Source organism: Arthrobacter sp. E44 (genome assembly GCF_041877125.1).
GTDB lineage: Bacteria > Actinomycetota > Actinomycetes > Actinomycetales > Micrococcaceae > Arthrobacter.
Genome location: NZ_JBHDJA010000011.1, coordinates 119,568 through 132,330, shown reverse-complemented (window position 1 = coordinate 132,330; position 12,763 = coordinate 119,568). Strand labels below are relative to the sequence as shown.

Here is a 12,763-nt window from a genome sequence, read left to right as displayed (position 1 = left end):
TGGTAGCTCGCCCGTGCCGGTAGCTGGGTCACTTGGCAACAGGCCGCAGCGAGATGATCATCTTCCTGATGTGCGCGTACTCGGCCGTATCCCGGTACTTCCTTGCCTGCTCCAGATAAGGCAGCGACGGGTCCCCCGGCGTGGCGTTGTTGGCCGGGTCGTAGAACGCGCCGAACATGGCACTGTTCGGCGGCCATGTGAAGAACTGGAAGATGGGGCAGGCGTCGGGGCCGCCTGGCATCGGGCCCGACGTGATGCCGTAGCCGGCCGCCGGGGTGTAGGGCGGACCGGGGATGGCAGCGTTGCCCCTCGTCTCGAAAATGAAGTGTGGCACCACGCCGCCCTGGGCCAGTACGGGGAGGTCTGCGCTGTCCAGGACCTCATAGGGGAACCTCTCGGTGCACGTGGATCCCGTGGCCATGTTGGTCCGCAGCGTCGCCATCACCTTGCCGGCCTGGTTCCGCACCTCCGCAAACGCCCCGCCGCCTTCGGCCAGTTCCCCCGCCGGATCCTTGACGCTCCAGGCGTCGGGGAGGTCGAACGCCATGGTGCCATCCGCCGTCGTAAACGTGGTCCATCTTTCCCCGGCGTTGCCGGGCGCCGTCGGAACCTGCGCAGGGGGAACGCTCGACGGCGTTGGCGCGGCCGGCGCGCTCGGCGCCATCGCGGAGGTACTGGCAGGGCCGGAAGCTGAAGCAGTGGGCTGTTGGCTTCCCAACTGCGGCGCACACGCGGCAAGGAAAAGGGCTACGGGTACAAGGGCTGCCACGAACCTGCGCACCACACCCTCCTTGGGCCTGACGTTGACCCCTTAAGTGTGGCGCGGTTCCCCCGGGTGGAGGAGGGCCGGAGGACCTGCCCTCCCCCACCCGGGGAAGGAGTCACTGCTCCAGCAGCGACACGTCCCGGACAGCCCCCTTGTCCGCGGACGTGGCCATCGCGGCGTACGCACGCAGCGCGGCAGACACCTGGCGGTCCCGGTCCTTGGGCTTGTAGCCGCCGTTGATCAGCAGCTTCTCGCGGCGTTCAGCAAGGATCTCATCGGAGACCTCCAACTGCAGGGAGCGCTCGCTGATGTTGATGCTGATGATGTCGCCGTCCTCCACCAGGGCGATGGCGCCGCCGGAGGCAGCTTCCGGGGAGATGTGCCCGATGGACAGGCCGGAGGTACCGCCGGAGAAGCGGCCGTCCGTGATGAGGGCGCACTTCTTGCCCAGGCCGCGGCCCTTGAGGAACGACGTCGGGTACAGCATTTCCTGCATGCCCGGTCCGCCCTTGGGGCCCTCGTAGCGGATGACCACCACGTCGCCTTCCTTAATGGACTTGTTCAGGATCTTTTCCACGGCCTCGTCCTGGGACTCGCACACCACGGCCGGGCCGGAGAACGTCCAGATGGACTCATCCACGCCTGCGGTCTTCACGACGGCGCCGTCGACGGCCACGTTGCCGCGGAGCACGGCCAGGCCGCCGTCCTTGGAGTAGGCGTGTTCCACGGAGCGGATGCAGCCTCCTGCGGCGTCGGTGTCCAGGGAGGTCCATTCGTTCGACTGGGAGAAAGCGGTGGAGGAGCGGACCCCGCCGGGGGCCGCGTGCCAGAGGGCCTTGGCTTCCTCCGTGGCCTTGCCGCCGCGGATGTCCCAGTCATCCAGCCAGCCGTCGAGGTCGGCGGAGTGCACGGAGTGGACGTCCTTGTGCAGGAGGCCGCCGCGGTTCAGCTCGCCGAGCAGCGCAGGGATGCCGCCGGCGCGGTGCACATCCTCCATGTAGTAGGTCTTGTCCTTGGCAACGTTCGGCGCCACCTTTGCCAGGCAAGGGACCTGGCGGGACTTGGCGTCCATCTCGGCCAGTCCATAGTCCACACCAGCCTCCTGGGCTGCGGCCAGCAGGTGCAGGATGGTGTTGGTGGAGCCGCCCATCGAGATGTCCAGGGCCATGGCGTTGTCGAACGCCTTGGCCGTGGCGATGGAGCGCGGCAGCACGGAGTCGTCGTCGCCGTCGTAATAGCGCTTCACCAGGTCGACGACGGTGGCGCCGGCCTTCTCGTACAGCGCCTTGCGGGCGGTGTGGGTGGCCAGCACGGAGCCGTTGCCGGGCAGGGACAGGCCGATGGCCTCGGTGAGGCAGTTCATCGAGTTGGCGGTGAACATGCCGGAGCAGGATCCACAGGTGGGGCAGGCGTTCTCTTCGATGAGGTTGATGTCGGCGTCGGAGATGGACTCGTCCACGGCGTCGGCGATCGCGTTCACCAGGTCCAGGGAGCGCACGGAGCCGTCGGTCAGGGTCACGCGGCCGGCTTCCATGGGGCCGCCGGAGACAAACACCACGGGAATGTTCAGGCGCAGCGCGGCCATGAGCATGCCGGGAGTGATCTTGTCGCAGTTGGAGATGCAGACCAGGGCGTCGGCGCAGTGGGCGTTGACCATGTATTCCACGGAGTCGGCGATCAGGTCGCGGGACGGCAGCGAGTAGAGCATGCCGGAGTGGCCCATGGCGATGCCGTCGTCCACGGCAATGGTGTTGAACTCCCGCGGCACGGCGCCGGCGGCGAGGATCGCGTCGGAGACGATCCTTCCCACGGGGGCGAGGTGGGTGTGGCCGGGGACGAATTCGGTGAAGCTGTTGGCCACGGCAATGATCGGCTTGCCGATATCCGAGTTGGCGACGCCGGAGGCGCGCAGCAGTGCGCGGGCGCCGGCCATGTTGCGGCCGTGGGTGACTGTTTTAGAGCGGAGTGCAGGCATGTGTACCATCCTGCTTGGTCGGGGAGTGACGCGGAAGACAGCGCTGCTCCTAGTAGTGGGAGTACCAGAGTAATAGTATTTACGGGTGAATGATCCCGGGCGGCGCAAAGAACTTGGCCTCTTCCTGCGGGCCCGGCGCGACCAGGCGCTGCGGGCCGACTATGGCCTGCCCCCGATTGGCCGCAGCCGTGAGCGGGGGTTGCGGCGTGAAGAGGTTGCCTTCCTGTCCGGCGTCAGCGTGACCTGGTACACGTGGCTTGAACAGGGCCGCGACATTAGCCCGTCCCGCCAGGTCCTGGAAGCGGTCAGCCGCGCACTGCACCTTTCAAGTACAGGCCTTGGCTATGTGCTGTCCCTTGGCGGATACGCGTCGGCCGCTCCCGCCAGCCCCGCCGCCGATACGGCACCGCCCCACATCCAAAGACTGATGGATGCGCTGGATCCCAATCCGGCTTTCGCCTTGTTCCCGGACTGGGGCGTGGCCGGGTGGAACAGGGCCTACGCAGCTCTCTACCCCAACATCGACACCGTGACGCCGGCGGACCGGAACCTGCTGTGGCTGGTGTTCACGGACCCCTATGTCCGGGACCTGCTCCCCGACTGGGAAACCACCAGCAAGAGGTTCCTTGCCGAGTTCCGGGCCGAGACCGGGCAGCGGCTGGGCGATCCCGACATCCAGTACCAGGTGGAGCGGCTCAAGGAAGCGAGCCCGGAGTTCCGGCAGGGCTGGGACCTCTACGACATCCTGGGCTTTGAATCCCGCGAGCGCCTCTTCCACCACCCCGCGGTGGGGGTGCTGCAGCTGGAGCACCACCAGGTGTCCCCGTCGGACCGGCCGGACCTGCACATCGTGGTCTACACGCCGGCCCCCGGCAGCGACGCCGCCGCGCAGATGCAGTCCCTGATGGCTGCCGCCGGCTAACCGGCGCCGGTGCCAAGGTAAGCCAAGGCCGCGGTGGCCTGTGCTTGCGTGGCCATGCGCAGGGTGGGGTCCACGGCCGGCAGGAAGAACGGCGAGTGGTTGGCCGGAATGTCCGTGTCCACAGTCCCCGCTTCCACGGCCCGGCGGTAAAGGTCCCGGGGAACGGAACCGACAATCCAGTACACGTAGGGACTCCCGAAAGCGTCGGGGATGCGACTGAAATCCTCGGACGCCGTCTGCGGGGCGGTGCGGTAGACGGCATCCGACCCGAAGGACCTGGTGAAGGCCGCGGTGACCCGGGTGTTGGCCTCCGGATCGTTGCTGGTCAGCGGGTACTGGTCGTAGTACTCGAACCCGGGTTCCTGCGGCGAGCCAGCCGCAGCGCACTCGCCGCGGACAATGCGTTCGATGGCTGCAATCATCTGGCTCCGGGTCGCCATACTGTAGGTCCGCAGGTTGAGCAGCAGTTCGGCGCGGTCCGGGATGATGTTGGCGGTGGCCCCGGCGTTCACCGATCCAACGGTCAGCACGGCGAACTCCCCCGGCGTGGTTTCCCTGGACACCACGGTCTGCAAGCGAAGGACGATCGAGGCTGCCAGCACCACGGGATCCACCGCCTTGTGTGGCATGGATCCATGGGCTCCGCGGCCGTGGACGGTGATCCGGAGGGAATCGCCGGCGGACAGCACGGGTCCCGGCGTGGTGCCGATGGTTCCCGCCTCGGTGGGCATGACGTGCTGGGCCAGCGCAATGTCCGGCCGCGGGATTCCGGCGGCCAGGCCGTCGTCGAGCATTGCCTGGGAACCCGCTGCCGTCTCCTCCGCCGGCTGGAACAGGGCAACGTAGGTGCCCTGCCAAGTGTCCCGGTGGTCAGCGAGGTACTTTGCCGCGCCCAGCAGGGCCACCACGTGCATGTCGTGCGCGCAGGCGTGCATCACCCCTGGAACGGCGGAGGCGTACGATGCGCCGGTGGCCTCGGTGACGGGGAGGGCGTCCATGTCCGCCCGGGCCAGGACGCAGGGACCGGCGCCGTTGGCAAGAACGCCTACGACGCCGGTACCGCCGAAGTGCCGGACGTCAAAGCCCCAGCCGGCCAGCTTCGCCGCGACGGCCGCGGATGTTGCGTGTTCGGCAAGGCCAAGCTCGGGGTTCCGGTGGATCTGCTCGTAGAGCGGTACCTGCCATGCCAGTTCCTGCTCGAAGCTGCTGTCCCTGACGTCCATGCGGAGCTCCTCCCGGCCGGCGGCGCCGGCCTCTTCGGCCACTCTAGGCCAGCACCCCCTGCCGCACCACGGCCGGCTGAAACTGTGCACCCGCGCCCGGGAATACCGGCACGTCGATCCGGGCGTGGGTGTGGACCTCGTTCACGGTGGCCCTGGTGTGCAAGGCGATCTGTTCCATCGTGGTCACCCACATGCCGTCCATGCTCTTCACCCGCTCGATCAGCTGCTCCAGGGCCACAGCCTTGGACGGCCGGCCGGAGATGAACGGGTGGTTGGTCAGCACGAAGCAGCTTCCCTGGGAGTGGTGTGCCTCGGCTTCAAGCGTCCACATTTCCAGCACCTTGGCCGGGCTCTCGATCACGCCGCTGCCGGTCACGCCGGGGTAGAAGGCGTACTGTTCCCAGTCGTCCAGGGTCCAGTCCACGGGAATCTCCACGAGGTCCCTGGGATCATCGGCGGCGACGGCGAAGCGGTAGGGGGCGTCGCCGTCGAGCAGGCTGGAATCGTAGAGGAAGCCGCGGTCCGCCAGCAGGCCCGGCGAGTGCCAGTTCAGCTCCCACCACGGTGCCCGGTAGCCCACGGGCCGAATCCCGGCCACCTTTGCCAGGGCCTCCAGGCCGCGGTCGATGTAGCTGGCCTCGGTGGCGGCGCTGATGCCCTGCATGGGTTCATGGAGGTAGCCGTGGTGGGCCACCTCGTGTCCGTCGGCCACGATCCGGCGCACCACATCAGGGTAGGACTCTGCGGTGAAGCCGGGGATGAAAAACGTGGCCTTGATGTCCTGGCGCTCCAGGATCTTCAGCAGCCGCGGCACCGCGATCTTGGGGCCGTAGGACTGGTGGGTCATCAGCGACATGCGCCGGGTGCTGGTGGGATCGTGGGCGATGGTGCAGGATTCGGCATCGACGTCGAAGGTGAAGGACGCGGCGGCCTTGGCACCGTTGGGCCAGGTGATGCTGTGCAGGGCGTCCGCAATGGCGGGCTGGTTCACGGGAAAATCCTTTCTGGCGGGCGCAGTGCGCCCGCCAGGTTCAGGGAGGGGAAGGGATCAGAGGGCAGGAAGGGCGGGAGTGGTGTCCGCCGCCGGGCTCTTTGCTTCAGCTTGAATGCGGGGCTCCAGGGCGAGGTAGCGGATGTGCTGGCGCGGCCCAAGGATGGCGTACACCCCGGCGCTGGTCAGTCCGCCGGCCAGCCAGGACAGGTCCCAGCCGCCCAGGGCCACCGCAATGGGGCCCTGCATGATGGGGATCAGGCCGTACATGAACAGCCACGTCGCGAAAATCCCGGCCACGAGGGAGATGACTCCCGCCCAGTTGACGACGGGCAGTCGCTTGGTGCCAACGCCGTCGAACAGGCGCTCCGGCGCACCCGGCCAGCGCTTGTCCAGCCAGAAGTAGTGGACCAGCATGATCCCGCCCCAGGCGGCCACCCAGGCCACCAGGCCGATCAGCCAGGCGTCGAGCACCGCGGCGAAGTCTTCCTGGAAGATGAAGAAGACGACGGCGGCGAGTGAGAAGACGCCGACGAACAGGTTGAGCTTGCGGCGGCTGATGGAGATGTCCAAAGCCTGGGTGGCCACTGAGAAGGTGTAGATGTTCAGGATGTTGGTGGCAATGGGGCCGTGGAGCACCATGAGCAGTACGGGCAGCGCCATGGCGCCGAAGTTCAGGACGATGAGTTTGCCGGGATCGATCTCGCCGCTGTTGGTGGCCAGGCTGGCACCCAGGACGCCGAGCCACACCACGGGGATGAACTGGCCCAGCACTGAGGCCAAGTAGACCTTTTTCTTGGGGACGCTGGTGCTGACGAACCGGGAGTAGTCAGCGGCGTAGGTGAACCAGGTGATGCCCCACCCGATGCCGATGGCGCTCATCACGGCGCTCATGGCGGCGATCCTTTCGGAGCCTTCCAGGATGGCGCCGGCCGGGCCGGCGTAGCTCCAGTCGATGTCCATGCCGAACCAGGCGACGGCGGACATGACGGCCAGGATGAGGATGGTGGGCGGAACGGTCCATTTTTCGAAGGCGGCGATGGCTTTGTAGCCGAACCAGGCGATGGCCACCTGGAGGGCCATGATGAAGGTGGCGACGCCGATCTTCCAGCCGTAGTTGGGTGCTTCCGGGTCAACCCAGCCGAGGGTTCCGAAGAGTGCCATGACCAGGTCCAGGATGATCCACGTGTTCACCGCGCACCAGCCGATGACCAGCAGGGCCTGGATGGCGGCCGGCAGGTAGTTGCCACGCCGGCCGAACGCCGCCCGGGCCAGGACCATGCCGGTGGCTCCGGTCTTTTGTCCCAGGAGGACGAAGCAGCCGAAGAGCAGCATGCCGATCAGGTTGCCCAGCACCAGGACGGTGATGGTGTCCGCGAGTCCGAGTCCCAGCTGGATCCCGAGTGCCCCCAGCACCCAGTTGATGGGCGCCAGGTTGGCGCCCGCCCAGATCCAGAACTGGCCGGATACCTTGCGTGTTCTCGCTGATTCGGGAATGGGCTGCAGCCAGGCTTCGTGGTCCACGGCGTTGTGGTCCTCGGGTGCCTGGGCAGGTTGGCCGTGCGTGGCTGTTGAAAGCTTTTCTTGCATGGGGGCCTCCGTGAGGTGGATAAGTACCAAAAGGCTATGTGGCCCCCATCACAAGGAACAAGATACGATCTGTCGAATAGATTCTCCTACTACGTTACGGAATGTCGTGTCAGTGTTTCTTGGCGAAATACTCGCCCATCCCGCGCTCGCCGCCGCAGACCCCGTGGTCCATCCCCTTGGGGTAGCCGCGGATAGCCAGCCGGTCCGCTGGGTCCACTCCAGCGAGGTGCTGGACATCGCTCCCCTGCTCCGCGGCGGCGAGCTGCTGCTCTGCGGCGGCATCACACTTGCCACCGCCACGCCCGCCAAACGCGAGGAGTATGTCCGCGAACTGGCGCAGCGCGGCATTGCCGCGCTGGCCATCGAGACCGGCGGCGCACTGCCGGAGATTCCTGCCGACATGCTGCAGAAGGCTGAGGAGTTCGGCCTGCCAGTGGTGGAGCTGCGCAAGGTGGTGCCCTTTGTGGGCGTCATGCAGGCCATCAACTCCATGCTGGTGAGCGAGTCGGTGGGCCACCTTCAGCAAGCGGATGCCGCCACCCGCGCCATGGCTTCGGAGCTGGCCCACGGCGCCTCGCTGGACAAGATCCTGGCCGTGCTGGCGGGGATCACCGGTTCCGCCGTGAAGCTCACCTCCCCGTGGGGCGTCACCATGGGGAGCGCGGTGCCGGAGGGGTGGAGCAGCGAGGTTAGTGCGGATGGCGCGGCCGGGGCGGCCGAGGAAGGAGCAGCGGACGACGCCGGCTCCGGGCCGGGCGGGGATGCCAACTTCGGCGGGACTCCTGCTGGAAGAGTGCTCAGCGTGGACATCCCCGTGCGCGGCGTCCTCATGGGCCGGTTGGAGGTGCTGGTGCCGGAGGTAGCCGACACGGCACTGGCACAGGTGGCCGGGGAACGCGCAGTCGACATCCTGGGCCTGGCCCTGCTGCAGCATACGCCTCCCGGGCTGCATGCCCTGGCAGGTGCTGAACTGATGCGCGCAGTGCTCAATTCCGCTCCCGAGTGGCGGCTTGAACAACTTGCTCCAGGTGCCGGCTTTCCGACAGACTCCCCGGCCGTGGTGGCGGCCATTCATGCTGCGGCGCCGCAGGAGCTGCGTGGGGCCGTCGAAAGCTTCCTGAGCTCGCGCAGGATTCCGTGCGCCGCTTACCTGGACGACGCAGAGCTGGTGGTGATGATCGGTTTGCCCTGCACCGAGCCCCCGGGCGAGCGGCGGGAGCTTCTGGAATCCCTGCGGGGGCTGGAGGGCGACCATGATGCCGTGATAGCCCTGGGACCGCCGGTAGGCCGTGTTGCGGAGGCGGCCTGGTCGCTGGCGGAGGCGCGCCGTGCCCTGGACGTGCGACAGATCCGGCGGCGCAATGCCTCGGCGCGCAGGCGGTTTCCGGCGCGCGGCCTGGTGGTGGTTGATGCCCAGGACACCGCCGTTGAAAGCCTCGCCCTGACCTGCCTCGATGCCTCAGCCCGTGACGCGTTCGTCAACCGGCAGCTGCGGGCCGTGCTGGAGCATGATGCGCAGCGGCAGTCCCAATTGTTGGAGACCCTGCAGGTGTGGCTGGACTCCGGCTGCAACACGGCGCAGTCTGCCCGCGAACTGCATCTGGAACGGCAGTCAATGCACCACCGGCTGCAGCGGATTTTCGAGTTGTGTGGGGGCGATCCGCGCGGCACGGGCCGGCTGGCGGCACTGCACCTGGCGGCCCGGGTGGCCGGGCTGCCGTGAAACCAGGAAGTCTGCGGAAGGTTGTGCAGTCAGCTTCTAAAAAGGACATAACGTTCAGTTCATGCCAATCGATAGAAATGACAGAGGTGCACAGCTTCGTGAATATCTGAACGATGCCCGCGAAGCAATCCTGTGGAAATGTGAGGGCCTGAGTGATGCCCAGGCACGTACTCCCCTTACTCCGACAGGCACCCATGTCATGGGCCTACTGCTCCACCTGGCCGTCACCGAATCCCAGTACTTCATTTCATGTCTTGGACGCAAAATTGAGAACCCCATTATCCGGGGCGTTATCGACGCCGAGGACCCTCAGGCAGACTTCCTCCCGCCGCCGAATATGACGCTGATCGATACGGTTAAGGTCTATCGGGAGACAAACGTCGCGGCGGATGCAGTGCTCGACGAAATGGAGCTGGATTCACCGGCCGTGGTGCAGTGGTGGGTAAAGCATCGGCACACTACGGTCGAACGCCTTCTGGTGCATATGATCGCCGAGTCTCACCGTCATGCCGGACACCTGGACATCGTGCGCGAGCAGTTGGACGGTTTCATCGGTTGGCGCCCATCCGCGCCGAACATTCCAGACCTCACGCCCGATCAGTGGGAAGAGCAGCGTCTGCGAATGAAAAAGCTAGCCGACGGCACCTAAGGCATCGTCCGGTTTTACAGCTATACAGACTCGTGGACGCGGTTGTCGTACGGCTCAACGCCTGGCCTCGTACCTCGTTAGGACCACACCGCCGGGAAACGTGCGGGTCTCCACCAGGGCCAGGTTCACCCAGTTGTCCAGGGCTGTGAAGAACGGTGTGCCGCCGCCTACCAGGACCGGATGGGTGACCACCGCATACTCGTCAATCAGTCCAGCCCGCATAGCCGCCGCGGCGAGTGTGGCGCCGCCGATATCCATGGGACCGCCGTCGCCGTCCTTGAGCCGGGTGATCTCGGCAACCGCATCGCTCGAGACCAAACGGGCGTTCCAGTCGACCGCGCTGATCGTCGAAGAGAAAACCACCTTCGGCATATCGCGCCAGCGATGGGCGAACTCGACCTGTGCCGGTGTGGCGTCAGGCTGCTGATCCGCGGTAGGCCAGTGGGAGCTCATCGTCTCCCAAAGTTTGCGCCCATACAGCGCCAGGCCGGTCGCCCCCACCCGGTCGGACCACCATTGGAACAGTTCGTCACTCGGTGTGCTCCAGGCGATGTCGTCGCCGGGCGCGGCGATGTAACCGTCCAGGCTCACGTTCATGCCAAAGGCCAGTTTGCGCATGGCGCCAGTCTCCCGTGGGCCACGGCTAGTTGTACAGACCTGCCGAGGTCAGCTTGCCGTCCGCCCGCCCAGCCGTGTGGTTACCTTCGCTGCGGCGGTCACACAGGCCTCGCCCAGGCTCTCGAATTGCTCCTTGGATACCCGGAACCGGGGTGCCGGGATCAACACGGCCGCCACCACGTCGCCGCGGTGGTCGCGGACGGGCGCTGCCACGCCCACCTCGTCCATGGACGATTCCCCGTAGTTGCCCGCCCACCCCCGCCGCACAACATCCTGGAGCCGGGCCTCGTAGGCGGCAAGGCCGGCGTCGTCCATGCCTGGAAAAGTGATGGTGCCACTCCTCAACAGCTCCCGCACCCGCTCCGCCGGCAGGGTGGACAGGAAGACCTGGACGGACGCGCTCATGGCGTCCCGGTAGCGCGCGCCCAGCGGGGTGGTGTGCTTGATCTGGTGGTGGCTGGCGATCTGTTCCACGCAGATGGCTTCGTCGCCGTTCCACAGCATGAGCGCGCTGGTTTCCCCCGTCTGCTCCGTCAACTGCCGCAGGACCGGGTAGGCCACCCGGCGTTCCTCCATCTCGGCGAGCAGCGGCCCGGCAACGGCGATGAGCCCAAGGCCCAGCCGGAAGCGCTTGGTCTCCGGGTCCCGTTCCACCAGGTTTTCCTGCTCGAAGGTGGCGAGGATCCGGGACACGCTGCTCTTGTGCATGCCCACCCGGTTGGCGATTTCCGTAACGCCCAGCAGCGGCTCATCCGCGGTGAAGGTGCGCAGGACGGCGATGGCATTGACGACGACGGAGGCGCCCTTCGCGTCCGGCCCGCCGTTGGTGCCGCTTCCGTTGCCGTTGCTGTCGGGGGTCTTTGCAGGAGTCATGGTGGATACCATCTTTCCCTATCGTTGGCGGCAGACGCCGAAAGCGGCGCCGTGGCCTGAGCTGCTCAGTCCACGGCGCCGCTCTGGCTGTTCAGTGGGTTATCCCTTGATGATGTTGTGCTCAGGACCGAACGGGAACTTGGTGATGTTCTCGACAGAGTTGTCCTCGCCGATGACCAGGATGTCGTGCTCGCGGTAGCCGCCGGCGCCGGGCAGGCCGTCCGCAACCGTGATCATGGGCTCCATGGACACCACCATGCCCGGTTCCAGGACGGTGTCGATGTCCTCGCGCAGCTCCAGGCCGGCTTCGCGGCCGTAGTAGTGGCTGAGGACGCCGAAGGAGTGGCCGTAACCGAAGGTGCGGTTGGCCAGCAGGCCGTGGCTGATGTAGATCTCGTTGAGCTCCGCGGCGATGTCCTTGCAGACGGCGCCGGGCTTGATGAGTTCCAGGCCCCGGCGGTGCACCTCCACGTTGATGTTCCACAGCTCCAGTGAGCGCTCGTCCGGCTGGCCCAGGAAGAGGGTGCGCTCCAGGGCGGTGTAGTAGCCGGAAGTCATGGGGAAGCAGTTGAGCGAGAGGATGTCTCCCTGCTGCAGCTTCCGGGTGGTGGCCCAGTTGTGCGCGCCGTCGGTGTTGATGCCGGACTGGAACCACACCCAGGTGTCCCGGACCTCGCGGTGCGGGAAGGTCCTGGCGATCTCGTGGACCATGGCCTCGGTGCCAACCAGGGCAACCTCGTACTCGCTGATGCCTTCGCGGATGGCGTTGCGGATAGCCTCGCCGCCCAGGTCTCCGATGCGGGCGCCGTGCTTGATGACTTCGATTTCCTCGGCGGACTTGATCATGCGCTGGCGCATGGCGTCCTGGGACACGTCCAGGAGCTGGGCGCCCGGGAAGGCGGCGGCGATCTTTTCGCGGGTCAGGCCCGGGAGGAAGTCATCCTCGACGCCGATCCGGTTGGCTTTGACGCCGCGCTGGCGCAGCGCTTCCTGCAGGCCGAAGTAGAAGTTGTCCCGGCGCCAGTCGGTGTAGACGATGTTTTCGCCGTAGGAAGTGCGCCAGGGCATGCCGGCGTCGATGTTGGCGGTGACGGTGACCGAGTCGTCGGCGGTGACCACCAGGGCGTAGTTGCGGCCGAACGTGGTGTACAGGAAGTCGGAGTAGTACTTGATGCCGTGGTAGCTGGTGAGGATGACGGCGTCCAGGTCCTTGGCGGCCATGATCTGGCGCAGGCCGCCCAGGCGGCGCTCGAACTCCGCGTCGGAGAACGTCAGCTTGCCCTTGGAGCCGATGTGCAGGACCTTGAGGCGCTCGAGTTCGGCAATGGAGGACGCGTTGTCAGCGGTGATAGTCACGAAGGTGTGCCTTTCTAATGGGTGCCGGCAGCTGCTGCAGCCGGTGTTGGTTTGCGTGATGAGGTTGGTCTTGGGAA

The 12,763-nt window shown here is 66.5% G+C and carries 11 protein-coding genes; 3 read left to right on the top strand and 8 right to left on the bottom strand.

The window, feature by feature from the left end; translation table 11 throughout:
- Positions 1-28: 28 nt before the first annotated feature.
- Both ACETK3_RS11940 and ilvD read right to left on the bottom strand, forming a co-directional pair.
- Entirely contained in the window at positions 29-547 is a 519-nt protein-coding gene (locus ACETK3_RS11940; RefSeq protein WP_236820503.1) for a hypothetical protein, read from the bottom strand.
- Between the two features lie 334 nt (positions 548-881).
- Positions 882-2,741, bottom strand: coding sequence for a dihydroxy-acid dehydratase (gene ilvD, locus ACETK3_RS11935; protein ID WP_236820505.1), 1,860 nt, complete (start codon positions 2,739-2,741; stop codon positions 882-884).
- Between the two features lie 85 nt (positions 2,742-2,826).
- Between ilvD and ACETK3_RS11930 the strand changes: the two genes are divergently transcribed.
- Complete coding sequence (locus ACETK3_RS11930) at positions 2,827-3,663, top strand: helix-turn-helix transcriptional regulator (protein ID WP_236799692.1); 837 nt, start codon at positions 2,827-2,829, stop codon at positions 3,661-3,663.
- Here the strand turns inward: ACETK3_RS11930 and ACETK3_RS11925 are convergent.
- The 3 genes from ACETK3_RS11925 to ACETK3_RS11915 are packed head-to-tail and all read right to left on the bottom strand — an operon-like array spanning position 3,660 to position 7,467.
- Positions 3,660-4,886, bottom strand: a complete 1,227-nt coding sequence (locus ACETK3_RS11925) for an amidohydrolase (protein ID WP_373992967.1) — start codon at positions 4,884-4,886, stop codon at positions 3,660-3,662. The genes ACETK3_RS11930 and ACETK3_RS11925 overlap by 4 nt on opposite strands.
- Before the next feature lie 43 nt (positions 4,887-4,929).
- Positions 4,930-5,877: a polysaccharide deacetylase gene (locus ACETK3_RS11920; protein WP_236799694.1), complete on the bottom strand. Its 948-nt coding sequence runs from the start codon at positions 5,875-5,877 to the stop codon at positions 4,930-4,932.
- Between the two features lie 57 nt (positions 5,878-5,934).
- Entirely contained in the window at positions 5,935-7,467 is a 1,533-nt protein-coding gene (locus ACETK3_RS11915; protein ID WP_373992966.1) for a cytosine permease, read from the bottom strand.
- A gap of 106 nt (positions 7,468-7,573) precedes the next feature.
- On the opposite strand from ACETK3_RS11915, the gene ACETK3_RS11910 reads away from it, so the two are divergent.
- Positions 7,574-9,190: a PucR family transcriptional regulator ligand-binding domain-containing protein gene (locus tag ACETK3_RS11910; protein WP_236820508.1), complete on the top strand. Its 1,617-nt coding sequence runs from the start codon at positions 7,574-7,576 to the stop codon at positions 9,188-9,190.
- Positions 9,191-9,251: 61 nt separating this feature from the next.
- Complete coding sequence (locus tag ACETK3_RS11905; RefSeq protein ID WP_236820509.1) at positions 9,252-9,839, top strand: DinB family protein; 588 nt, start codon at positions 9,252-9,254, stop codon at positions 9,837-9,839.
- A 54-nt stretch (positions 9,840-9,893) separates the two neighbouring features.
- Here ACETK3_RS11905 and ACETK3_RS11900 read toward each other — a convergent pair whose 3' ends face one another.
- The 3 genes from ACETK3_RS11900 to ACETK3_RS11890 all read right to left on the bottom strand — a co-directional run bounded on the left by ACETK3_RS11900 (position 9,894) and on the right by ACETK3_RS11890 (position 12,686).
- Entirely contained in the window at positions 9,894-10,457 is a 564-nt protein-coding gene (locus ACETK3_RS11900) for a dihydrofolate reductase family protein (RefSeq protein WP_236820510.1), read from the bottom strand.
- A gap of 48 nt (positions 10,458-10,505) precedes the next feature.
- Positions 10,506-11,342 (bottom strand): IclR family transcriptional regulator, encoded by an 837-nt coding sequence (locus tag ACETK3_RS11895; RefSeq protein ID WP_373992965.1) that lies wholly within the window; start codon positions 11,340-11,342, stop codon positions 10,506-10,508.
- A gap of 87 nt (positions 11,343-11,429) precedes the next feature.
- A complete protein-coding gene (locus ACETK3_RS11890) occupies positions 11,430-12,686 on the bottom strand; it encodes an aminopeptidase P family protein (RefSeq protein WP_373992964.1) in 1,257 nt (418 codons plus the stop codon).
- Positions 12,687-12,763: the final 77 nt, after the last annotated feature.

Excerpts from the sequence above, each read along its gene's own strand:
- ACETK3_RS11940 (WP_236820503.1), bottom strand. The coding sequence starts at position 547 with ATGGCGTTCGACCTCCCCGACGCCTGGAGCGTCAAGGATCCGGCGGGG.
- ilvD (WP_236820505.1), bottom strand. The coding sequence starts at position 2,741 with ATGCCTGCACTCCGCTCTAAAACAGTCACCCACGGCCGCAACATGGCC.
- ACETK3_RS11925 (WP_373992967.1), bottom strand. The coding sequence starts at position 4,886 with ATGGACGTCAGGGACAGCAGCTTCGAGCAGGAACTGGCATGGCAGGTA.
- ACETK3_RS11915 (WP_373992966.1), bottom strand. The coding sequence starts at position 7,467 with ATGCAAGAAAAGCTTTCAACAGCCACGCACGGCCAACCTGCCCAGGCA.
- ACETK3_RS11905 (WP_236820509.1), top strand. The coding sequence starts at position 9,252 with ATGCCAATCGATAGAAATGACAGAGGTGCACAGCTTCGTGAATATCTG.
- ACETK3_RS11900 (WP_236820510.1), bottom strand. The coding sequence starts at position 10,457 with ATGCGCAAACTGGCCTTTGGCATGAACGTGAGCCTGGACGGTTACATC.
- ACETK3_RS11895 (WP_373992965.1), bottom strand. The coding sequence starts at position 11,342 with ATGGTATCCACCATGACTCCTGCAAAGACCCCCGACAGCAACGGCAAC.